This is a genomic window from Tsukamurella paurometabola (genome assembly GCF_900631615.1).
GTDB classification, from domain to species: Bacteria; Actinomycetota; Actinomycetes; order Mycobacteriales; family Mycobacteriaceae; genus Tsukamurella; species Tsukamurella paurometabola_A.
Map to the genome: position 1 here is coordinate 547,603 of NZ_LR131273.1, position 21,847 is coordinate 569,449.

Annotated in this window: 23 protein-coding genes; 10 read left to right on the forward strand and 13 right to left on the reverse strand. The window is 72.0% G+C overall.

The genetic code is table 11. The features are described 5' to 3' along the window. Window positions 1-163: 163 nt before the first annotated feature. Window positions 164-1,375: an MFS transporter gene (locus ELY19_RS02845; RefSeq protein ID WP_126194850.1), complete on the reverse strand. Its 1,212-nt coding sequence runs from the start codon at window positions 1,373-1,375 to the stop codon at window positions 164-166. Between the two features lie 92 nt (window positions 1,376-1,467). Between ELY19_RS02845 and ELY19_RS02850 the strand changes: the two genes are divergently transcribed. The 6 genes from ELY19_RS02850 to ELY19_RS02875 are packed head-to-tail and all read left to right on the forward strand — an operon-like array spanning window position 1,468 to window position 9,209. Next, entirely contained in the window at window positions 1,468-1,557 is a 90-nt protein-coding gene (locus tag ELY19_RS02850) for a potassium-transporting ATPase subunit F (protein ID WP_074850389.1), read from the forward strand. Further along, entirely contained in the window at window positions 1,557-3,215 is a 1,659-nt protein-coding gene (gene kdpA, locus ELY19_RS02855; protein WP_126194851.1) for a potassium-transporting ATPase subunit KdpA, read from the forward strand. The genes ELY19_RS02850 and kdpA overlap by 1 nt, the downstream gene beginning before the upstream one ends. After that, window positions 3,212-5,338, forward strand: a complete 2,127-nt coding sequence (gene kdpB / locus ELY19_RS02860) for a potassium-transporting ATPase subunit KdpB (RefSeq protein WP_197715973.1) — start codon at window positions 3,212-3,214, stop codon at window positions 5,336-5,338. The genes kdpA and kdpB overlap by 4 nt, the downstream gene beginning before the upstream one ends. A gap of 24 nt (window positions 5,339-5,362) precedes the next feature. After that, window positions 5,363-5,947 carry a potassium-transporting ATPase subunit KdpC gene (gene kdpC / locus ELY19_RS02865; protein ID WP_126194852.1) on the forward strand — a complete coding sequence of 195 codons (585 nt, stop codon included), beginning with the start codon at window positions 5,363-5,365 and terminating at the stop codon, window positions 5,945-5,947. Between the two features lie 23 nt (window positions 5,948-5,970). Beyond that, a complete protein-coding gene (locus tag ELY19_RS02870; RefSeq protein WP_126194853.1) occupies window positions 5,971-8,538 on the forward strand; it encodes an ATP-binding protein in 2,568 nt (855 codons plus the stop codon). Beyond that, complete coding sequence (locus ELY19_RS02875) at window positions 8,535-9,209, forward strand: response regulator (RefSeq protein WP_126194854.1); 675 nt, start codon at window positions 8,535-8,537, stop codon at window positions 9,207-9,209. The genes ELY19_RS02870 and ELY19_RS02875 overlap by 4 nt, the downstream gene beginning before the upstream one ends. Here the strand turns inward: ELY19_RS02875 and ELY19_RS02880 are convergent. The 6 genes from ELY19_RS02880 to ELY19_RS02905 all read right to left on the reverse strand — a co-directional run bounded on the left by ELY19_RS02880 (window position 9,199) and on the right by ELY19_RS02905 (window position 14,607). Continuing rightward, complete coding sequence (locus tag ELY19_RS02880; RefSeq protein ID WP_126194855.1) at window positions 9,199-10,203, reverse strand: hypothetical protein; 1,005 nt, start codon at window positions 10,201-10,203, stop codon at window positions 9,199-9,201. The two genes, ELY19_RS02875 and ELY19_RS02880, sit on opposite strands and share 11 nt — an antisense overlap. 244 nt (window positions 10,204-10,447) lie before the next feature. Continuing rightward, window positions 10,448-11,422, reverse strand: coding sequence for an RNA polymerase subunit sigma-70 (locus ELY19_RS02885; RefSeq protein WP_126194856.1), 975 nt, complete (start codon window positions 11,420-11,422; stop codon window positions 10,448-10,450). Window position 11,423: 1 nt separating this feature from the next. Next, window positions 11,424-11,843 (reverse strand): VOC family protein, encoded by a 420-nt coding sequence (locus ELY19_RS02890; protein ID WP_126194857.1) that lies wholly within the window; start codon window positions 11,841-11,843, stop codon window positions 11,424-11,426. Between the two features lie 117 nt (window positions 11,844-11,960). Next, the gene (locus ELY19_RS02895; RefSeq protein WP_126194858.1) at window positions 11,961-13,247 is read right to left on the reverse strand and encodes an aspartate aminotransferase family protein; all 1,287 of its coding nucleotides are present in this window, start codon (window positions 13,245-13,247) and stop codon (window positions 11,961-11,963) included. After that, window positions 13,244-14,179, reverse strand: a complete 936-nt coding sequence (locus tag ELY19_RS02900) for a phosphotransferase enzyme family protein (RefSeq protein ID WP_164711494.1) — start codon at window positions 14,177-14,179, stop codon at window positions 13,244-13,246. The genes ELY19_RS02895 and ELY19_RS02900 overlap by 4 nt, the downstream gene beginning before the upstream one ends. After that, entirely contained in the window at window positions 14,176-14,607 is a 432-nt protein-coding gene (locus tag ELY19_RS02905) for an Lrp/AsnC family transcriptional regulator (RefSeq protein ID WP_126194860.1), read from the reverse strand. The genes ELY19_RS02900 and ELY19_RS02905 overlap by 4 nt, the downstream gene beginning before the upstream one ends. A gap of 81 nt (window positions 14,608-14,688) precedes the next feature. Here ELY19_RS02905 and ELY19_RS02910 point away from each other — a divergent pair, with 81 nt between their 5' ends. From ELY19_RS02910 to ELY19_RS02920, 3 genes are read left to right on the forward strand one after another with little or no spacing between them, the layout of a single operon-like run. After that, window positions 14,689-15,357, forward strand: a complete 669-nt coding sequence (locus ELY19_RS02910; RefSeq protein ID WP_126194861.1) for an AzlC family ABC transporter permease — start codon at window positions 14,689-14,691, stop codon at window positions 15,355-15,357. Then, window positions 15,350-15,676 carry a branched-chain amino acid transport AzlD family protein gene (locus ELY19_RS02915; RefSeq protein WP_126194862.1) on the forward strand — a complete coding sequence of 109 codons (327 nt, stop codon included), beginning with the start codon at window positions 15,350-15,352 and terminating at the stop codon, window positions 15,674-15,676. The genes ELY19_RS02910 and ELY19_RS02915 overlap by 8 nt, the downstream gene beginning before the upstream one ends. A 20-nt stretch (window positions 15,677-15,696) precedes the next feature. After that, window positions 15,697-16,440, forward strand: a complete 744-nt coding sequence (locus tag ELY19_RS02920; RefSeq protein ID WP_126194863.1) for an alpha/beta fold hydrolase — start codon at window positions 15,697-15,699, stop codon at window positions 16,438-16,440. 27 nt (window positions 16,441-16,467) lie between these two features. Here ELY19_RS02920 and ELY19_RS02925 read toward each other — a convergent pair whose 3' ends face one another. From ELY19_RS02925 to ELY19_RS02950, 6 genes are all read right to left on the reverse strand, one after another. Beyond that, window positions 16,468-17,361 (reverse strand): 3-hydroxyacyl-CoA dehydrogenase NAD-binding domain-containing protein, encoded by an 894-nt coding sequence (locus ELY19_RS02925; protein ID WP_126194864.1) that lies wholly within the window; start codon window positions 17,359-17,361, stop codon window positions 16,468-16,470. A gap of 28 nt (window positions 17,362-17,389) precedes the next feature. Continuing rightward, window positions 17,390-18,292 (reverse strand): hypothetical protein, encoded by a 903-nt coding sequence (locus tag ELY19_RS02930; protein ID WP_126194865.1) that lies wholly within the window; start codon window positions 18,290-18,292, stop codon window positions 17,390-17,392. 129 nt (window positions 18,293-18,421) lie between these two features. Next, entirely contained in the window at window positions 18,422-19,408 is a 987-nt protein-coding gene (locus ELY19_RS02935) for a hypothetical protein (RefSeq protein WP_126194866.1), read from the reverse strand. Window positions 19,409-19,479: 71 nt separating this feature from the next. Further along, window positions 19,480-20,253, reverse strand: coding sequence for a lysophospholipid acyltransferase family protein (locus ELY19_RS02940; protein ID WP_126194867.1), 774 nt, complete (start codon window positions 20,251-20,253; stop codon window positions 19,480-19,482). Window positions 20,254-20,315: 62 nt separating this feature from the next. Then, the gene (locus ELY19_RS02945) at window positions 20,316-20,957 is read right to left on the reverse strand and encodes an NAD(P)-dependent oxidoreductase (RefSeq protein ID WP_126194868.1); all 642 of its coding nucleotides are present in this window, start codon (window positions 20,955-20,957) and stop codon (window positions 20,316-20,318) included. Continuing rightward, complete coding sequence (locus tag ELY19_RS02950) at window positions 20,954-21,391, reverse strand: DoxX family protein (protein WP_126194869.1); 438 nt, start codon at window positions 21,389-21,391, stop codon at window positions 20,954-20,956. The genes ELY19_RS02945 and ELY19_RS02950 overlap by 4 nt, the downstream gene beginning before the upstream one ends. 101 nt (window positions 21,392-21,492) lie before the next feature. Here ELY19_RS02950 and ELY19_RS02955 point away from each other — a divergent pair, with 101 nt between their 5' ends. Continuing rightward, window positions 21,493-21,828, forward strand: coding sequence for a winged helix-turn-helix transcriptional regulator (locus ELY19_RS02955; RefSeq protein ID WP_126194870.1), 336 nt, complete (start codon window positions 21,493-21,495; stop codon window positions 21,826-21,828). Window positions 21,829-21,847 lie beyond the last annotated feature (19 nt).

Genomic DNA, 21,847 nt, shown 5'->3' on the forward strand with positions numbered 1-21,847 from the left:
CGCCCCCGCGGTGGCACGTGGCTCGGACGACCGTCGCACAACCGGACTCTCGGATTCTGTCCGGTTCGGACTGGACGTCCGGAGTGGACGGAATCCGAGAGTCGCCGATCCGGTGCGAGGGCTGCACGACACGAGAGCTGACGCGGCCCGCCGGGCGTCGTCGTCAGTCCGCCGCGGCGACGCGGGTCTCCCGCGCCAGCGTCCAGGCGATGGCGGCGAGGACGCATAGTCCCGCGGTGATCGCGAAGGCCCAGGTGAAGCCGAGGTACTGGGCGATCGCGCCCGCGAGCAGCGGCCCGGAGATGGTGCCCGCGTCCTGCGCCATCTGGTACGTCGAGAGCGCGCCGCCGCTGCGGCCCTTGCCCTGCAGCACGTCGGCGAGGGAGGCCTGCATCGTCGGCGCGACGAGGCCCGTCCCGATCCCGGCGACGACGGTGACGAGGAACGCCACGAGCACGGAGTCGGTGAAGCCCAGCGCGACCGTGCCCGCCGCGATGACGAGCATGCCGGTCACGATGAACGGGCGGCGGCCGTAGCGGTCGGAGGCGCGCCCCGCAGGGAACATGGCGAGCACGTCACCCGCGGCGTAGGCGGCCAGCGCGTAGCCGGCGATCGCGGCGGGCTGATCCAGCACCGCCGCGAAGAACAGCGGCAGCAGGGAGACCCGCATCGAGTAGACCCAGCCGAACACCACCGCGGTGAACAGGGCGGCCCGGTAGGCGGAGTCCGCGAGGGCCTCGCGCACCGTCGTGCCCGGTTCGGAGGATTCCTCGGCGCGCCCGGCCAGGGTGCTGCCGCGCAGGGCGATGCCCACGACGAGCGTCGCGACGACGAGCGCGATGGCGTAGACGACGAACGGCACCCGCAGGCCGAAGCCGACGAGTGCGCCGCCCAGCAGCGGGCCGCAGATGCCGCCGAGCACGAAGCTCGACGAGTACACGCCGCTGACCCGGCCACGGATCTCGGCGGGCGCGATGCGGATCATCAGGCCCATCGCCGAGACGGTGAACATCACCGAGCCGACGCCGCCGAGTCCGCGGAAGAGCATGAGCTGCCAGTAGCTCTGCGCGAAGGCGACCGCGAGGGTCGATGCCGCGACGATCAGCAGGCCCGTCATGTAGATCCAGCGCTCGCCGAACGCCCTCACCAGCGGGCCGGTGGCCGGGGCGAAGGCCAGCCGCATGATCGCGAAGGCGCTGACGACGGCGGAGGCGGCGCCGATTCCGACGTCGAAGGTGCGGGCGAAGGCGGGCAGCGCGGGCGCGACGACGCCGTAGCCGAGCGCGATCACGAAACTCGCGGCGACGAGGACCCAGACCTCCGGGGGCACCCGCTGCGTCGTCTGCGTGGAGCCTGCGGCGGGTGATTCAGTCACCGAAACATCATCCGCTAAGAACGCGTCAAGACCCGCATCGGGGGCGTTAACGCGGCAGGAGAACCATCGTTCCCGGTGGTCTGGTGGAGCCCATGGACATCTCCAACGCGCTGGCGCTCGCCGCGACGATCCTCACCCTGGCGTACCTCCTGTACGCCCTGCTGCGCCCGGAGCGCTTCTGATGAGCGGCACCCTCTCCGGTCTGCTGACGATCGGCACCCTCGTCGCCGCACTGGCGATCGCGTACCGTCCGCTCGGCGACTATCTGGCGCACGTCGTCACCACGCCGAAGCACTGGCGCGTCGAGCGCGTCGTCTACCGTCTCGTCGGCGTCGACCCCGAGGCCGAGCAGGGCTACCGCGTCTACGCGGTGGCCGCGCTCGCGTTCAGCGCCGTCAGCATCGTCGCGCTCACGATCCTGCTGCTGGTGCAGGGCTGGTTGCCCGGCGTCTCCCCGAAGCAGTGGCGCCTCGACGAGGCGCTCAACACCGCGATCTCCTTCGTCACCAACACCAACTGGCAGTGGTACTCCGGCGAGAGCGCCATGAACCTCATCGCGCAGGCGATCGGCCTCGCGGTGCAGAACTTCGTCTCCGCGGCCGTCGGCATCGCCGTCGCCGTCGCGCTGATCCGCGGCTTCGTCCGCTCCCGCACCGACCGGCTCGGCAACTTCTGGGTGGACCTCACCCGCATCACGTTGCGCGTGCTGCTGCCGATCGCCGTGATCGGCGCCGTCATCCTCCTGGCCCAGGGCGTGGTGCAGACGCTGTGGCAGCGGCACGAGATCGTCGGGCTCGACGGGCAGAAGCAGGTGCTCACCGGCGGCCTCGTCGCGAGCCAGGAGGTCATCAAGCTGCTCGGCACCAACGGCGGCGGCTACTTCAACGCCAACTCGGCGCACGCCTTCGAGAACCCGACGGCCGCGACCAACCTGTTCCAGATCTTCCTCATCCTGCTCATCCCGGTCGCGATGCCCCGCATGCTGGGCAACCTCGTCGGCAACCACCGGCAGGGCTACGCGATCCTCGGCTCCATGGCCGTGATCTTCGCGGCCTCGACCGCGATCTCCGTCGGTTCCCAGCTGGGCAACCAGGGCGCGGCCGGCAGGGCCGCCGGCGCCGCCCTCGAGGGGCAGGAGCTGCGGATCGGCCAGTGGGGCACCGGCCTGTTCGCGACCGCCACCACCAGCACGTCGACCGGCGCCGTGAACGCCGCGCACGACAGCCTCACCCCCGGCGCCGGCGGTGCCGCGCTGGTGAACATGCTGCTCGGCGAGATCAGCCCCGGCGGCGTGGGATCCGGCCTCTACGGCATGCTCGTCATCGCCGTCCTCACCGTCTTCCTCTGCGGCCTGATGGTGGGCCGCACCCCCGAGTACCTGGGCAAGAAGATCGGCCGCCCCGAGATCACCCTCGCCGCGCTGTACATCCTCGTGATGCCCGCCCTCGTGCTGGTCGGCACCGCTGCCACCGTGGTCCAGGAGCAGGGCGTCGCCGCCATGACCAACGACGGTGCGCACGGCCTGTCGGAGGTCCTCTACGCCTACGCCTCGGCCGCGAACAACAACGGCAGCGCCTTCGCCGGCCTCGCCGTCGACACCCCGTGGTTCAACTACACGCTGGGCGCCGCGATGCTCCTCGGCCGGTTCGCGCCGATGGTCGCGATCCTCGCCCTGGCCGGTGCGCTCGCCGAGCAGCACCCCGTGCCCGCCACCGCGGGCACCATCCCCACCCACCGCCCGCTGTTCGTGGGCCTCACCGTGGGCGTCGTGGTCCTGGTGGCCGGATTGACCTTCGTCCCCGCACTCGCGCTCGCACCGATCTCGGAGGTCACCCAGTGACGCACACGCTGACCGGCACCCCCACCCCGTCGGACCCGAAGGCCGTCACCCCGGCACCGAAGCGGCGCTCCGCGTTCTCGCTCGCCGAGCTGAAGTCGGCGCTGCCCCGCGCGGCCGCGAAGCTGGACCCGCGCACGCAGATCCGGCAGCCCGTCGTCTTCGTGGTGTGGATCGCCTCGGTGTACACCACCGCGCTGGCGATCGTGAACCCGTCCGTGTTCGCCTGGTCCGTGGCCGTCTTCCTCTGGGCGACGGTGCTCTTCGCCAACCTCGCGGAGGCCGTCGCCGAGGGCCGCGGCCGCGCACAGGCGGAGTCGCTGCGCAAGGCCAAGACGGAGACCGTCGCGCGCCGGAGGACCGCGTCCGGCGAGGAGCAGGTCCCCGGCTCGCAGCTGCACGTGGGCGACCTCGTGATCGTCGAGGCCGGTGAGGTGATCCCCGGCGACGGCGACGTCGTCGAGGGCATGGCGACCGTCGACGAGTCGGCGATCACCGGCGAATCCGCCCCGGTCGTGCGCGAGTCCGGCGGCGACCGCTGCGCCGTCACCGGCGGCACCCGCGTGCTGTCCGACCGCATCGTCGTCGAGATCAAGACCGAGCCCGGCAAGAGCTTCATCGACCGGATGATCGGCCTCGTCGAGGGCGCGAACCGGCAGAAGACGCCGAACGAGATCGCCCTGAACATCCTGCTCACGGTGCTCACGATCATCTTCCTGCTGGCCGTCGCGACGCTGCAGCCGATGGCGATCTACTCGGGCGGCGCGGTCGACGTGGTGGTGCTCGTAGCGCTGCTCGTCTGCCTCATCCCCACGACGATCGGCGCGCTGCTCTCCGCTATCGGCATCGCCGGCATGGACCGCCTGGTGCAGCGCAACGTGATCGCCAAGTCGGGCCGCGCCGTCGAGGCCGCGGGCGACGTCTCGACGCTGCTGCTCGACAAGACCGGCACCATCACCTACGGCAACCGTCGCGCCACGTCGTTCCACCCCGTCGCCGGGGTCGACGAGCACGCCCTCGCCGGGCACGCGCTGCTCGCCTCGCTGGCCGACGAGACGCCCGAGGGGCGGTCGATCGTCGATCTGGCTCAGGCGCACGGCCACGAGGTCCCGACGGTGCGCCTCGGCACCGTCGTGCCGTTCACCGCCCAGACGCGCATGTCCGGCGTCGACCTGCCCGACGGCACCCGCATCCGCAAGGGCGCCGCGGCGGCCGTGCTGGCCTGGGTCGCCGCCGAGCACCGGGTCGACGGGCCGGGTGAGACCCTCGGCGAGGCGGTCGCGGAGGCGATCGGCACCGTCGACGTGCGGCTCGCCGTCGACGAGGTCTCCGCGTCCGGCGGAACCCCGCTCGTCGTCGCGCACGCCGAGCCGGGCGCGGCCCCGACCCTGCAGGGCGTCGTGCACCTCAAGGACGTGGTCAAGGCGGGCATGCGGGAACGCTTCGCGCAGCTGCGCGAGATGGGCATCCGCACCGTGATGATCACCGGCGACAACCCGCTCACCGCGAAGGCCATCGCCGAGGAGGCGGGCGTCGACGACTACCTCGCCGAGGCCACGCCCGAGGACAAGCTGGCGCTGATCAAGCAGCAGCAGGAGGGCGGCCGCCTCGTCGCGATGACCGGCGACGGCACCAACGACGCGCCGGCGCTCGCGCAGGCCGACGTGGGCGTCGCGATGAACACGGGCACCTCCGCCGCGAAGGAGGCCGGGAACATGATCGACCTGGACTCCGACCCGACGAAGCTCATCGACATCGTGGAGATCGGCAAGCAGCTGCTCATCACCCGCGGCGCCCTGACCACGTTCTCCATCGCCAACGACATCGCGAAGTACTTCGCGATCATCCCCGCGATGTTCGTGCCCCTGGCGCCGGGCCTCGACGTGCTCAACGTGATGCGCCTGCACAGCCCGCAGTCGGCGATCCTCTCGGCGGTGATCTTCAACGCGCTCATCATCGTCGCGCTGATCCCGCTGGCCATGCGCGGCGTGAAGTACACCGCCAAGTCGGCCGACAAGCTGCTGGCCCGCAACCTCGCGATCTACGGCCTCGGCGGCATCGTGGTCCCCTTCCTCGGCATCAAGCTGATCGACCTCGTCGTCCAGCTCCTGCCCGGCCTCTCCTAACGCATCATCGCGAAAGGCACTGACATGTTGAGTTCCACACCGCGCCAGCTGCTCGCCGGCCTGCGCATGCTGATCGTCATGACCGTCGTCCTCGGCGCCCTGTTCCCCCTGGCGATCTGGGGCGTGGGGCAGGTCGCCTTCAGCGCGCAGGCGAACGGCTCGCAGGTCGAGCAGAACGGGACCGTCGTCGGGTCCGAGCTGCTGGCGCAGAAGTTCGACGGTCCGCAGTGGTTCCACCCGCGTCCCTCCGCGGGCGAGTACGACACCCTCGCCTCCGGCGGCACCAACCTCGGGCCGAACAGCGAGAAACTGCTCGCGCTCATCTCCGAGCGGCGCGCCAAGGTCGCCGCCGAGGACGGGGTGGCACCGTCGGACGTCCCGACGGACGCGGTCACGGCGAGCTTCTCCGGCCTGGACCCGCACATCTCCCCCGCCTACGCGCGGCAGCAGGCGGCGCGGGTCGCGAAGGCGCGCGGCCTCGCCCCGGAGCGGGTGACCGCGCTGGTCACCGCGCACACGCAGGGGCGGCAGCTCGGCTACCTGGGCGAGGAGCGCGTTAACGTGGTGAACCTGAACCTCGCGCTCACCGATCTCGCGACGGCGAAGTAGCCCGGCCCGACAGGAGGGGACAGATGCCGAAGGGGCAGTTGCGCGTCTACCTGGGCGCCGCGCCCGGGGTGGGCAAGACCTACGCCATGCTCACCGAGGGCGCGCGCCGCGCCTCCCGCGGCACGTCCGTGGTGGTCGGCTACGTGGAGACCCACGGGCGGCCGCAGACGGAGGCACAGGTCCAGGGCCTGCGGGTGATCCCCCGGCGGCGGGTCGAGTACCGCGGCGCGGTACTCGAGGAGATGGACGTCGACGCGGTGATCGCCGCGCATCCGACGGTGGTCCTCGTCGACGAGCTCGCGCACACGAACGCCCCCGGCTCGAAGAACTCCAAGCGCTGGCAGGACATCGCCGAGCTGCTCGACGCCGGGATCACCGTGATCACCACGGTGAACATCCAGCACCTCGAGTCCCTGGGCGACGTGGTCGAGTCGATCACCGGCGTGCGGCAGCGCGAGACGATCCCCGACACCGTGGTCCGCCGCGCCGAGCAGGTGCAACTCGTCGACATGACGCCCGAGGCGCTGCGGCGGCGCATGGCGCACGGCAACATCTACCACCCGTCGAAGGTCGACGCCGCGCTCTCCCACTTCTTCCGCGTCGGCAACCTCACGGCGCTGCGGGAGCTCGCGCTGCTGTGGCTCGCCGACCGCGTGGACGAGCGGCTCGAGCAGTACCGCTCCGAGCAGGGCATCTCGGCGGCGTGGCCCACCCGCGACCGCACCGTCGTCGCGCTCACCGGCGGGCCCGAGGGCGGGACGCTGCTGCGCCGCGGCGCCCGGATCGCGGCCAGGGGCGCGGGCGGCGAGCTGCGGGCGGTGTACGTGGCGCGCAGCGACGGACTGTCGGGTGCCTCCCCCGCCGCGCTGACGCAGCTGCGGCAGCTCACCGAGTCGCTGGGCGGCACCTTCCAGATCGTCACCGGCGACGACGTGGCCGCCGCGATCCTGCAGTACGCGACGTCGGTGAACGCGTCCCGCATCATCCTCGGCAAGTCGCGGCACCGCGCGCTGACCTCGCTAGTGCGGTGGCCGGTCTCGGACGCGGTGATCGAGGGTTCCGGCGACATCGACGTGCAGGTGGTGACGCACGAGCGGGCCGCGGGCGCCGGCCGCCGCCGGCTGCTCCCCCGCATCGACGGCCCGGATCCCGCGCTGCTCGGCCGGCGGCGCACCGTCGCGGGCTGGGCGCTGGCGATCGCCGGGCCGGTGATCCTCACGGCGCTGCTCGCGCAGACCCGGCAGTGGCATTCGCTGCCCACCGAGCTGATGCTGTTCCTCATGCTGACGGTGGCGGTGGCCCTCGTCGGCGGTATCCGCCCGGCGGTGCCCGCGGCGCTCCTCGGTTCGGTGCTGCTCAACTACTACTTCGCGCCGCCGCTCTACACGTTCACGGTGGCGTCGGGCGAGAACGTCTTCGCGGTGGCGATGTTCGTGCTGACGGCGATCGCGGTGGCGTCGGTGGTGTCGCTGGCCGCCCGGCAGACCGCGCGGGCCGCGCGGGCGCGCGCCGAGGCGGACGTGCTCAGCGGCCTGGCGGACACCCTGCTCGCGGCCGAGAGCGCCGACGAGGAGATCCCGGCCCTGCTGGACGAGGCCATCGTGACCTTCGGGCTGCGCGGCGCCTCGCTGCTGCGGCGCGACGACGCCGACTCCCCCTGGCAGCTGGTGGCGGGGCGGCGCGAGTCGCCCCTCACGCCGGAGGACGGCACGGACGCCGCGATGGTCGGCGACACCGTCGCGCTCGTGGTCGACGGCGACCGCCTCAGCGCCTCCGAGCACGGCCTGCTCGTCGCGTTCGCGGCGCACGCGGCGGCGCGGCTGGACCGGGAGGCGCTCAGCGCCGAGGCGAAGCAGGCCCGGGCCCTCGCCGAGGGCAACCGGGCGCGGACCGCCCTGCTCAGCGCGGTCTCGCACGACCTGCGGACGCCGCTGGCCGGGATCAAGGCCGCGGTCTCGTCGCTGCGCAGCGACGACGTGGAGTGGTCCGACGAGGACGAGGCCGAACTGCTCGCGACGATCGAGGAGAGCGCCGACCGCCTGGACTCGCTCGTGGGGAACCTGCTCGACATGTCGCGCCTGCAGTCCGATTCGCTGACGCTGCTCACCCGCGAGGTGGGGATCGAGGAGGTGCTGCCCGCCATCTGGACCGCACTCCCCGACGCCGACCTGGCGTTCGACTTCGCCTGCGACGACACGGATGCGACGCCCACGGCGCTCGCGGATCCCGGCCTGCTGGAGCGGGTGCTGGCGAATCTCGTGGAGAACGCCGTGCGGCATTCGCGCGGTGGCCCCGTCACCGTCGGCGTCTCCGGTGTGCACACCCCGGACGGGGACCGGCTGCAGGTGCACGTCCGCGACCACGGTCCGGGCGTGCCGCAGGAGCAGCGCGAGGCGATGTTCAAGCCCTTCCAGCGGATGGGCGACGCCCCGGCGGGCAACGGTATCGGGCTGGGGCTCGCGGTCGCCCGCGGGCTCACCGAGGCGATGGGCGGCACACTCACGGCGGAGGACACCCCGGGCGGTGGCCTGACGATGATCGTGGACCTGCCCGCCGCGCAGCCGGTGTCGAGTGATGAGGTGATCTCGTGACGTTCGTTCTGGTGGTCGACGATGAACCCGCGATCCTGCGGACCCTGCGGATCAACCTCAAGGCCCGCGGCTACGAGGTGGAGACGGCGTCCGACGGTCGCTCGGCGCTGCAGATCGCGCGGGAGCGGACGCCCGACGTGGTTGTTCTCGACCTGGGCCTGCCCGACCTCGACGGCACCGCGGTGCTCGCCAAGCTGCGGGAGTTCTGCACGTCGCCGGTGATCGTGCTCTCGGCGCGGCACGGCAGCGACGACAAGGTGGAATCGCTGGACATCGGCGCCGACGATTACGTGACCAAGCCTTTCGCGATGGACGAGTTCCTCGCCCGCGTGCGCGCACAGGTCCGGCGGACGGGCCTCGTCGACGCCCCGGCCCCCGCGAAGACCGAGGCCTTCGAGGTGAACTTCGAAGCCCGGACGGTGACCCGCGACGGCGCGACGGTGCGCCTCACCCCGACCGAGTGGAAGATCGTGGACGTGCTGGTCCGCAACGCCGACCGCCTCGTCTCGCAGCAGACCCTGCTGCACGAGGTGTGGGGGCCGTCGTACTCGCGCGAGACCAACTACCTGCGGGTGTACATGGCGCAGCTGCGCCGCAAGCTGGAGCCGGACCCGTCCCACCCGCGCTACTTCGTCACCGAGCCGGGGATGGGCTACCGCTTCATCCCGTAGCGCCCGGGCGGCGGGCACGGTTCGGGAGCGTGGCGTACATCCCGCCGGGTACGACGGTGCTCCTGCCGCGCGACTCTCCGATTCTGTCCGGAACGGACACCACGGTGCCGAGGACGTCGAACGCGCGGGCGCGGGCCGCGCCCAGGTCTGTCTCGGCCGATGTGGCTGCCGCGACCGGTCGCGCGCCGCGCGCGGCGCGGTGGTGGGCGGCGCCGAGTTCGCCGACCAGCGGCGCGAGCTCCCGCGCGACCGCGCCGAAGGCGGCCGCCGCCGCGGCGCCCCCGGTCGCGTCGAGGTCGAAGACGCGGGCGATGGTCCGACCCAGGGATTCCGCCCACGTCGCCTCCGCGAGCGCGAGCCACGCCGCGACCTCCGGCCGCTCCTCCCGCAGGTCGAGGATCCAGGGAAGGTTCGCCGCCCACCCGGTCGCGACGAGGTGTCCGGTGAGCACCACGTGCAGGTCGTGGAGGAGGTCGCGGAGCGCTATCGGTTCCGGCGAGGTGCGAGCGAGGTCCCCGAGGGGATCGTCAAGGCCGGCGTCGGTGAAGAACGCCGCGTCCGGCCACGTGTCGTCGGTGCGCCCGTCCTCGCAAGCGCACCACGCCGGTCGGCCCCGCGGGTCGCGCGCGGGAATGCCGTTCTCGCAGCGGCAGTCGTCGACGACGGCCGACGCTGAGTCGGCCTCCGGCCCGCTCGGCCACACCGGGCCCTCGGTGCGCCGCGGGCGCGGGGCGAGCACGGCGCGCACCGCGTCGGCGGGCTCCGGCAGCCACCACGGCGTTCCGAACAGGAGCCGCGCGGTGTTGCCGTACTTCCGGCGCAGCGTGCGCTCGGAGACCCGCTCCTCGCCCGGGAGGCGCAGGCGGCGCGCGAGCTCCGTCAAGGTCGCGCCGTCGAGTCCGTCGCGTGCGACCAACTCGAGCCCGACCCGCACCGCCGCCGCATGGAGCGCCCGATCGCGCAGCGGCATCACCCGTTCCTGGAAGTTCTGCATGGCTCCCCCCGAAGTCCACGTGCCGCTGGTCACGGTACGACCATGGGCCACCGACCGGGCGAGGACCGCGAAATACGCGGCGCCGACGAGGTCGAGCCGCAAGGGTACAGTGCGCCGATCCGCGGACTCTCGGATTCTGTCCGTTTCGGACCGGATGTCCGAAACGGACAGGATCCGAGAGTCGACCAGAAGACGGCCACGCTCCTCTCGCAGCGGCTCGGGCGGGGCCGGCGCAGCCCCTGATTCAGCGCAGCTCGGCCGGCCCCAGCGATGCGGGCAGACCGGCGAGCGCGAACAGCTCCGCCGGGTCGAGGAAGGCGGAGACGTGGGTGAGCGCGCCGTCGGTGAACGTCAGCACGTCCATTTGGAAGGGGAACCAGACATCTGCGCCGGGATCGCGCAGGTACATCGCCGCGGCGGGCAGGCCGTTGCACACCGTCGGGATCATCCGCAGATCGCCGGCGACCTGCGCCGGGCACTGCGTGCGCGAGAGCTCGCCGATGGCCTCCGCACCGCGGTACCAGCCCGGGATCGGGGGCATCTCCCACGTGGCGTCGGCGGCGAGGATGCGCACCACCCCGTCGATGTCGTGCCGCTCGAAGGCGGCGCAGAACTCGTCCCACACCTGCTTCTCGCGCTCATCCAGCTCTGCGGCCTTCCGGCCGTCGCGGGCGGCACCGTCGCCGATGGACGCCCGGGCCCGCTGCAGCGCGCTGTTCGCGGACGCCACGGTGGTCTCCAGCGCCGCCGCGGTCTCGGCGGCCGAGAACTCGAGGACGTCGCGCAGGATCAGCGCGGCCCGCTGCTTGGCGGGCAGCACCTGCAGCGCCGCGACCATCGCGAGCCCGATGCCCTCCCGGGCGACGGCGGCCTCCCCCGGATCGCCGAGCGCGGCGTCCGGGAGCGGCTGCAGCCACAGGACCTCGGTCGACGGCGCGACCGGCTCCAGCGGGTTGGACGGTTCGCCGCCGAGCCCGACGGGCAGCACCCGCCGGGCCTTCGCGGCCGAGAGGCACACGTTGGTGGCGATCGTGTACATCCACGTGCGCACCGAACTCCGGCCCTCGAAACGGTGGAACGCCTTCCACGCGCGGAGATAGGTCTCCTGCACGAGGTCCTCCGCATCGGACGCGGAGCCCGACATGCGGTAGCAGTGCGCCAGCAGCTCGGCGCGCAGCGGCGCGGTGACCTCGTCGAAGCCGGTGTCGGTGACCGTCATGTCAGCCCTGCGCGCCCTCGGGATCGCCCGCGGCGGCCGCAGGATCCATCCACATGATCTCCCAGCCGTGGCCGTCGGGGTCGTCGAAGGCGCGGCCGTACATGAAGCCGTGGTCCTCCGAGCGGCCCTCCTTACCGCCGGCGGCGACGGCCCGGTTCACGATCTCGTCGACCTCCTCGCGGCTCTCCGCGCTGAGCGCGATGAGGGTCTCCTTGACGCCCGGCGCGGCGGTGGTGGACTCGTGGAAGGTGCCGAAGAAATCGGTTTTGAGCAGCATCGCAGCGATGTTCTCGCCGAGTTCCACGGCGACGGCGTTCTCGTCGCTGAACTGCTCGTTGATGGTGTAGCCCACGGCGGTGAAGAAGTCGCGCGAGCGCTGGATATCAGCGATGGGCAGGTTCACGAAGATCATCTTGTGCATGGCGTCGCTCCTGGGGTCTGCGGCATCCGCTCTCGAACACCGTCACATGGTTAGACGGGCCTCGTCACCGGAACTCATCGGTCCCGCCGAAAATTTTTTCCGCCGGGCCTCCGGGGGTTACCCCCGCAGCGCCCCGTCGAGGATCTCCAGCCCCTCGTCGATCTCGGTGTCGGAGGCCGTGAGCGGCGGCGCGATCCGGAAGATCGAGCCCATGCCCGGCAGCTGCACCACGTTCATGTGCAGGCCGCGGTCGTAGCAGCGCTGCGTGACCGCCAGGCCCAGCTCGTTCGCCGGCTCCTTCGACTCGCGGTCGCGGACCAGCTCGATGCCCTGCATGAGGCCGCGGCCGCGCACGTCGCCGATGGCCTCGTGGCGCTGCGCCAGCTCGTCGAGCCCGGCGCGCAGCCGCGCCCCGCGGGCGGCGACGTCCCGCGCGACGCCGTCGGCGGCCCCGTCGCCCAGCACGTCCAGCACCGTCGTCGCGACGGCCGCGACCATCGGGTCGCTGACGTGCGTGGTGAAGAACAGGAATCCCCGCTCGTGGCAGACCCGCTCGATCTCCGCCGAGGTCACGACCGCCGCGATCGGCAGGCCCGCGCCGAGCGTCTTCGAGAGCGTCAGGATGTCGGGCACGATCCCGTCGCGCTCGAAGGCGTAGGCGGCGCCGGTGCGCCAGAGGCCGGTCTGGGCCTCGTCGACGATGAGCAGCATGCCCCGCTCCTCGCACTTGCGCTTGAGCGCCGCGAGGTAGCCGACCGGCACGTCGATGACGCCGCCCGAGCTGAGGATCGGCTCCACCAGGCACGCCGCGAGCGAGCCGGTGGACTGCGCGTCGATGAGCTCGAAACCGAAGTCCAGCTCCGACTCCCAGTCGTACTTCCCGTCCGGGGAGACGAACCGCGAGCGGTAGGCGTTCGGCGTGGGCAGCGCGAAGTTGCCCGGCGTGGTCGGCCCGTACCCCTTGTGTCCCGACGAGTACGTCGCTGCCGCGGCGCCGGCGGTCATGCCGTGCCAGGACTTCGAGAAGCTGACGATCTCGTGCCTGCCCGTGTACAGCTTGGCCATCCGCAGAGCGGCCTCGTTGGACTCGGCGCCCGTGGTCAGCTGCAGCACGTGGCTCAGCGGCTCCGGCAGCGTGGCCGCGAGCCGCTCCGCCAGGGTCACCACCTGCGGCGAGAGCATCCCCGAGAACAGGTGGTCGAGCGTGGCGATCTCCCGCTGCACGGTCTCCACGATCGCCGGATGACTGTGTCCCAGAATGGCGCTCATCTGGCCGGAGGTGAAGTCGAGCCAGCGCCGCTCCCCCGAGTACACGTAGGTGCCCGCGGCGCGGTCGATGGGCAGGGGCGCGAAGGTGCCGCCGTAGCGCACGACGTGCGCGGCGACCGATTCCGAGAAGCTCACGCGCTCGAGAGTAGCCGCCCGGCGAGGTACGCCTGCGCCAGTTCGGCGGTGCCGTCGGCGAATCCGGGATCCGCCTCCAGTGCATGCCCGTGCGTGCCGAGCCAGCCGAGCAGCTGCAGCCGCCGCAGCAGCACGAAATCGGGCAGGAGCGCGGCGTGCGCCTCGGGGAGCGCCCGACGGTGCCGGTACGCGGCGGTCCACGCCGCCGCCCACTCCGGCAGCCGCGGATCGGTCTCGACGAAGGACGCCGCGGCCGCGAACTCGAAGAGGTGCCAGCCGAACCCGGCGTCGTCGAAGTCGATGACCGTGAAGCCGGTGCCGGGCGTGATGAGGTTGGCGGCGCGCAGGTCGCCGTGGATGAGGCCGAACCGATCGGCACCGGCGCCGAAGCCGTCGATCCGTTCGGCCGCGCGGTCGGCCGCCGGCTCTATCGCCCGACGGTGCGCCTCCCCCACGGCCAGTCCGTCGCGCCACGATCCCCAGCGCGGGCGGGCGCCGATCGTCTCCGGCAGGCCCCACGCGAAGCGCTCGAACCCCGCTGGGCGGGACCAGCTCTGCGCGTGGTCGTGGAAGACCGCGGCGATCTCGCCGAGCGCAGCGAAGTGCGCGGCGTCGAGGGCCTCGTCGGGCACGGGACCACCGGGGAGCTCCGCGAACAGCACCGCGCGGCGCCCCGTCTGCCGATCGACGAGGACCCCGCTCAGCGGCTCCACGACGGGCACCGCAGTATCGCGGCGCAGGGCGGAGATCCACGCCAGCTCGGAGGCGATCGCCGCATCGCCGACGTATCCGGGCCGGTGCAACCGCAGTACCGCCGGCCGCGGCCCGCCGCGCACCCGGAAGGTGGCGTTCTCGCTAACCAGGAGCGGCTCGACGGTCGCGCCCGGGAGGGCACCGTCGACGACGCGCTGCGCGACCTCCAGATCGCTCACTTGACCACCTTCATCGTCATCCGCGAGTCCACGCGGACGATCGCCGGGTCGCCCATGAGGTGCGTGGTGACCCAGCGCTCGTAGGTCGCGAGGTCGGCGACGCGCACGCGGATCAGGTAGTCCGGCAGGCCGAACATGCGCCGCACCTCGATGACCTCGTCGAAGGAGGCGATCCGCGCCTCGAACGCCTCCACCGACGCGCGGTCGTTGGCGCCGAGGTCGGCGTTGATGACGACCTCGAAGCCGCGGCCCAGCGCCGCCGGGTCGAGGACGGCGGTGTAGCCGGTGATCACGCCGTCCGCCTCCAGGCGGCGGACGCGCCGCAGGCAGGGCGCGGGCGTGAGGCCCACGCGCTGCGCCAGCTCCTGGTTGGTGAGCCGCCCGTCCCGCACCAACTCATCGATGATTGCTCGATCGAGTGCATCCACACGCGGAATATTGCCACATCAGCCATCTATTGGCCCATTCACGCAAGCACATTGCGCGCAGTGCGAAATAGAATTGTTCCCATGGGAGTTCCGTCGAAGGTCGCCGTGGTGCAGCTGGGCCTGTTCGTGCTCGGCATCGGCCTCGGCGTGGTGGTCACGGGCAACGGCCTGCCGTGGTGGATCGCGCCGGTGCTGTCGATGGCGGTGTACGCGGGCTCGGTCGAGTTCCTACTCGCCGGCCTGCTGGCCGCGGCGACGCCGCTCGCCGCGATCGCCGCCACCACCTTCCTCGTGAACTCGCGGCACCTGTTCTACGGCCTCACCTTCCCACTGGACCGGATCCGCAGCCGCGTCGGGAGGGCCTACGGCGTGTACGCGCTCACCGACGAGGCCTACGCCCTGGTGAGCACGGCACCGTCGGCCACGATGACCGGAAAGATGATCCTGCGCACCCAGATCGGCCTGCACGTGGCGTGGGTCGCGGGCTCGCTGGTGGGCGGGCTCGCGGGCGGCGCCTTCCTGCGCGACGTGCCCGGCGTCGACTTCGTGCTCACGGCACTGTTCGTGGTGCTCGCGATGGACGCGCACCCGGACCGCACGACGCTGGCGCTGGCGCTCGCCGCGTGCGCGGTCGCGCTGGCCGCCGCACCCGCGGCGATGCTGCTCGTCGCGATGGGCGGTTTCGCCGGGGCGCTGGTGGTGCGGCACGTCGTGGCCCGCCGGACCGCGAAGGAGGCGGCGCATGCCTAGCACCGGCTACCTGCTGGCGGGGATCGCGATCGCGGCGGCGGTCACCGTCGCGCTGCGGCTCGCACCCTTCGGCCTGGCCTCGGTGCTCCGGGACTCGCCCCTGCTCGCGGACTTCGGGCGGTGGATGCCCGCGGGCGCCGTGGTGGTGCTCGCCGTCTACTGCATGGCGCAGGTGGACTACGCGGCCCCGACACACGGGCTCCCGCAGCTCGCGGGCGTCGCGGGCGTCGCGCTGGCGCACCTGTGGCGGCGCAACGCGGTGCTCAGCATCGTCGCGGGCACGGCCGTGTGCGTCGCGCTGAGCTACGGGCTGGCGTGATCTGCTGGCACCATGAGCTGATGCGCGAGGAGACCATCACCGCCGGCGGCGTGCGCCTGGCGGCGCAGCACCGCCGCGCGCCGGCGCCCGCGGGCCCGCCGGTGCTGCTCATCCACGGCATGGCCGCCGACCACCGGACGTGGCGGCGCACCGTCCGCGCGCTGCACGTCGCCGGCCGCGACACCGTGACGTACGACCAGCGCGGCCACGGTCGCAGCGATCACAGCCCCGAGTACCTGCTCGACGAGCTCGCCGAGGACGCCGAACGGGTGGCCCGGCACGTCGGGCTGGAGACCTTCGACGTCGTCGGGCACTCGCTCGGGGGCCAGGCGGCGCTGCGACTCGCGTGGCGCCTGCCCGGCGGTGTCCGCCGGCTCGTCCTGGAGGAGATGCCGCCGGTGGCGCTCGAGGAGGGGCAGATCGCGGAGACCATGGACCTGCCGCTGTCGCCGCGCCGGGTGTGGCTGGGGCTCAAACAGGTGGTGCAGACGCCGGGCGCCCTGTCGCGCTTCGACAAGACGATGATGGACTCGGTCTCGCCGCAGTTCCGGCCCGATCCGGCGTGGTGGGACCGGCTGGCCGCGACGCCGCAGGAGACGCTCGTGATCTCCGGCGGCCCGCGGGACTTCCTGCGCCCCGAGTACCTGCGCCTCGTCGCCGACGCGCTTCCCCGCGGCGAGTACGCCGAGCTGCGCGGCGGGCACACGGTGCACCGCGAGTCGTCGGCCGCGTTCGCGCGGGCGGTCCTGAACTTCCTGCGCTGACGCGGCCGCGCCGCCGAGCGGGGGCGGTCAGGCCCCGTCGTCCACCGACCGCAGCGCGTCGAGCACGGCGCGGGTGCGGCGGTCGCGCCGCTGGAGCAGGCGCTCGTAGTTCTCCTGCCCCGTGCCGTACGCCGCGTCGATCTTCTCGATGAGCGCCTCCGTCGCTTCGGGGGTCGTCGACGGCGAGCCGAGCGGGATCGCGCCGACCTGGGCCCCGATCCCGGTGAACAGGTGCCGCGCGCCCTCGGGGCCGCCGCCCAGCGCGTTGCCCTCGAAGAGGCCGGTCGCCGCCCAGCGCAGGCCGAGCGAGTTGCTCAGGGCGACGTCGAGGTCCTCGACGGTCACCACGCCGTTCTCGACGAGGTAGCGGGCCTCGCGGCTGATGGCGACCTGCAACCGATTGGCGACGAAACCCTGGATCTCCTTGCGCAGCACCACCGGCGCACGCCCCAGGTCGCGATACAGGGCGACGGCCCGCTGCACGGTCTCCTCACTCGTCCGCTCCCCCGGCACCACCTCGACGAGCGGCATGAGGGCGGGCGGGTTGAACGGGTGGCCCACGATCACCCGCGACGGATCGTCGAGGTCCGCGGCGATCGGCGTCGCGGGGATCGAGGAGCTCGACGTCGCGAGAACCGCGCCGGCAGGGGCCGCGGCGACGATCTGCGCGAACAGGTCCTGCTTGATGGGCAGCCGTTCCGGGCCGTTCTCCTGTACGAGATCCGCGTCCGCGACGGCCGCGGCGAGGTCGGCGGCGACCTCCACCTGCGCGTCGCCGGGGAACTCCTTCGCGACCAGCTCCGCGAGGTCGGGCCGGGGGTCGGTGAAGGAGACGCGCCAGCCGTGCGCGCGGGCGAGCTCGGCCCACGACAGGCCGATGACGCCTGCTCCGACGATCGCGATCTTCCGGGTATCGGCCACGGCCCCACTCCTTCTCGATACGCGCCGGCTACGGGGTCGGCGGCGCGACCCGGCCGCCGGAGATCAGGCGGTACGCGTTGATCACCACGAGCGATGCGACCGGGGCGGCGACCAGGACGCCGACGCCGCAAAGCGCCGTGCCGACGATCACCATCAGGGACGTGACGATGTACACGAGGATCGAATTGCCCACGTCCTTCTGGAAGACGGCGAAGCCCTGCTTGAATCCCTCGCCGACGCCGAGCGTGCGGTCGACGACGGCCGGCAGGACGAACAGCGTGACCAGGCCGACGACGACGGAGACGATGAAGCCCACGTACGGGATGGCCGAGACGAGGCTGGTGAGCAGCGCCAGGAGGAACGCGGTGAGCATCGCCGGCCCGGCGTTGCGCGGCGCGAAGAACGAACCGATGCCGACCTGCTTGCCGTCGGCGATGTCCAACAGGCCCGAGATGTACGCGACCAGGCAGGCGTAGGCCACGAGCGCGAACACGAACGAGAAGATCACCGAGGCGACGCTGCCCGCCGCGGTGAGGTCCACGGTGGTCGTGCCGTCGGCTTCCTCCGTCACGTCGGCGACGCCGAACTGGCCGATGAGGAAGTACGCGAGCGCGGAGGTGGCGACCAGCGCGATCGCGTAGACGAGGATCGGAACGATGAGCGCGGCGGCGTTCTTGGTGAACTTGTTCCACGCCCAGGAGATCGCATCGCCGAGGTTGAATCGGGCCTGCGGCGGAGCGGGGTAACCGGGCTGGCCGTATCCGGGCTGACCGTACGCGGGCTGACCGGGCTGTCCGTACCCCGGCTGACCGGCCTGCGGGAAGCCTCCTGCCGGGGGCGGGAACCCCTGCCCGGGCTGCGGGGGAACGCCTCCCTGCGGCGGCACCCCTTCGGTGTGGTCGTCGCCCGGATAGTTCGGTGGTTGTGTCACGGATCCCTCCCTGCAGCCGGGGGCGCGGGAGCGCCCCTTTGCGGTCGCACCCCATTTAACGGCACAACACGAGGGCCCGCTCACCAGTTCGGTGAGCGGGCCCCGCGGCGTTGTTCGGCGGCGTGTCCGTCAGGGGGTGGCGGGAGCCAGCTGACCGCCGGAGAAGCTGCGCCACGTGTACACGATCACGAGCAGGCCGAAGGGCAGCGTGATCAGGATGCAGATCCCCATGATGAGCGAGGTGAGCAGCCAGACGAGCAGCGAGTTGCCCGCGTTGTTCTTCGCAGTCTCGAAGCTGGTGCGCAGCGTGTCGCCGAGTGCCAGGTTCCGGTCGATGGTCGCGACGAGCGCGAACATGAACAGCCATGAGGCGACGAGGCCGGGGATCAGGCAGAGGATGGAGCCGACGGCGACGACGATCGACACGACGAGGGCAGTGAGAAGGGCGGCGCCGGTGTTGCGCGGCTTGAAGAAGGAGCCGACCGACACCTGCTTGCCGTCCGCGAGGTCGAGCAGCCCCGAGAGCAGTGCGGTGTTGATGAGGTACTGCACCACGAACACGAGAATCATGAACAGCAGGGTGCCGCCCAGGCTCGCGACGACCGAGACGTTGTCGGCCGTGTACGTGTTCGTGTCCGGGTCGTACGTGGTGTCGCTGGTGGCGAACAGGCCGCCGAGAAGAAGCGCGTACGCGATGCCGATGACGACGTAGAGGATCACGCCGTAGATCAGGCCCGCGACCACGACCGAACCGGCGTTCTTGCTGAACTTGTTCCACGCCCAGGAGAAGGCGTCACCGATGTTGAAGGGAGGCTGGCCGCCGAACTGCGGGCCACCGAAGCCGCCGGGAGGAGGCGGCGGGAAGCCACCCTGCGGCGGGGGCGGGAAGCCCTGTCCGCCCTGCGGAGGAGGAAAACCCTGGCCGCCCTGGCCGTATCCCGGGTCCTGCGGCGGCGGGAAACCGCCGGCGGGCGGCGGCGGGTATCCACCCTGTCCGTAGCCCGGTTGGGGCTGCTGCGGGTAGCCCCCCGGCTGATATCCGCCCTGCTGCGGATCCTGCGGGTTCTGCGGGTAGCCGCCCTGATTGTCACCAGGGAAATTCGGCGGCTGCGTCATGTCTCCTCCTCGCTCATGAACGATCCCGGCAAACCTACCAACCGCCCGTCCTGCACACCATAGGCGGAGGCTCAGCTGGCGCCGGCCTGGCGCTTCGCCTCCCTTTTCGCCTTCCGACGTGCGAATTCCTCCTGTTCGAGCCGCAGCGCCTCGTCGGGCGGAGGAGCACCGCCGCCGAGCCGGGCGGGCACCCAGTCCTCCCCCGCCGGAGCGGGGAATCCGCGCTGCGCGTCGGCGAGGGCCTCGGCCATCGCGGTGCGCAACCGGGCCGTCAGGGCGGCGGGGTCGTCACCGTCGGGCAGGAGCGCGGGACCGGCCTGCACGACGACGGGGTAGCGGTGCCGGCCGATGCGCCGCTGCGTTCCCTTGGACCAGATGCGCTGTGTGCCCCAGACGATGACGGGGACGATCGGCACGCCGGCCTCGATGGACATGCGGGCCGCGCCGGACTTGAACTCCTTCAGTTCGAAGCTGCGGCTGATGGTGGCCTCGGGGTAGACGATGACTGCCTCGCCGGCCTCCAGCGCGGCGACGGCCTCGTGGTAGCTCTCGGCGCCGTGCTCGCGGTCCACGCCGATGGCGCCGCAGTGCTTGATGAGGAAGGCCATGATGCGGATCTTCTTGAGCTCGGCCTTGAGCATGTAGCGGGGCCAGCGTCCGGCGCGGCGGGCGGCGAGGCCGGCCTCGAGGAAGTCGACGTAGCTGGTGTGATTGACCGCGAGCAGGACCCCGCCCTCGGCCGGGATGTTCTCCAGCCCCCGCCAGTCCACCTGCAGGCCCTGCGCGCGCAGGATGCCCTTCGCCAGGACCTGGACCACCTCGTAGACGGGTTCGCGCCGCGCCATCACACCCCCTGTGCTCGCTTCTTGAGCCGAGGATACGACGGCGCGGCGCGGGCCGCGTCCGATCAGTAGGCGACGGAGAACCGCTGCCGCTCGTGCGCCGGGGTGAGGATCTCGTCGACGAAGGCGGTGGCGTAATCGGCGCCGGAGATCTCGGAGTTCCCCTCGGCGTCGGTGAGCAGCACGTCGCCGCTCGTGCGGAAGGTGCCGCGCTTCTCGCCGGGGTTGAAGGAGCCGTAGCTCGCGGCGGGGCTCAGGTAGAACCAGTCCACGTCGTCGACCGTGCGCAGGTAGTCGAGCGCGCGGTCGTGCTCCTGGGCGATCGGCTTGACCTCGTCGGGGAACGACGGGGTGTCGACCAGCTTGGGGCCGCCCTCGGCGACCAGCAGGCTGCCGGCGCCGCCGACGACGCCGAGGCGGGCGCCGGTGGCGCGGGCCGCGGTGACCAGGGCCGCCAGGGCGGTCGGCAGGTCCGTGCCGGTGCCCGACGGTGCCGCGGTCGGCAGTGCGGAGACGATGACGGCGGCGCCCTCGACGGCGCGGGCGACGAAGGCGGAATCGGTCACGTCGCCGGCCTCGGCGGTGGCGCCGGCCGGGACCTTGGCGACGTCGCGGGCGACGCCGACGACCTCGATGCCGCGGGACAGGGCCTCGGTGGTGATGTGGCCGCCCGAGTAGCCGGACGCGCCGAAGACGGTGATCCTCACTTCGCCTCCTCCAGCTTGTTCTTGAGCAGCAGCGCGTCGACGCCCAGCGAGGTCTGCGGGACGGCGGCCACGGCGAGCAGGCCCGCGATGAGCACGAGCGGCAGCTCGATGCCGCCGCCCGGGTTCGCCGCGAAGAAGCCGTTGTCGAGGTGCACGGTGAAGATGGCGCCCAGCATGTCGACGATGAGCACGACCGCGACGATCGGGACGGCGAAGCCGACGATGAGCAGCGCGCCGCCGACGAGCTCGGCGAGGCCCGCGAACCAGGCGGACAGGGTGGGCGCGGGGACGCCCATGCCCTCGAAGGCCTTGCCCGTGGCGCTGAGGCCGTTGGTCACGACCTTCTGCCAGCCGTGGGCGAAGAAGACGACGCCGAGGATGACCCGGGCGACCGTCAGGAGGGTGAACTGGGCGGTGACCAGTTTCTTGACCATGCGATCTCCTAAGATGGTTGAAGCTTCAAGCTTGTGCCGGTACCATAGAAGCACAGACGATTCGTAAGCGCAATAGTTCCGTACGTGTAAGGTTTTCCGCCATGGCCGATTTCGACGTCTTCGCGAAGGACTGCCCGTCGCGTGCCGTGTTCGCGCACGTCACCGGACGGTGGGGTGCGCTCGTCCTGGGGCGCCTGCGCACCGAGCCGCAGCGGTTCGGCGAGATCCGCCGCCAGGTCGAGGGCATCAGCGATCGCATGCTCACGCAGACGCTGCGCTCGCTCGTGGACGACGGACTGGTCAGCCGGTACTCCGCGGGCACCAATCCGCCGCACACCGAGTACCGCCTCACCCCCGCCGGCGCCGACGTGGCCGACGCCGTCCTGCGGCTGGCCGAGGCCGTGGAGACGGCGATGACCACGGCGGACCGTCCCTGACGCACGCGCTCGATCCCCC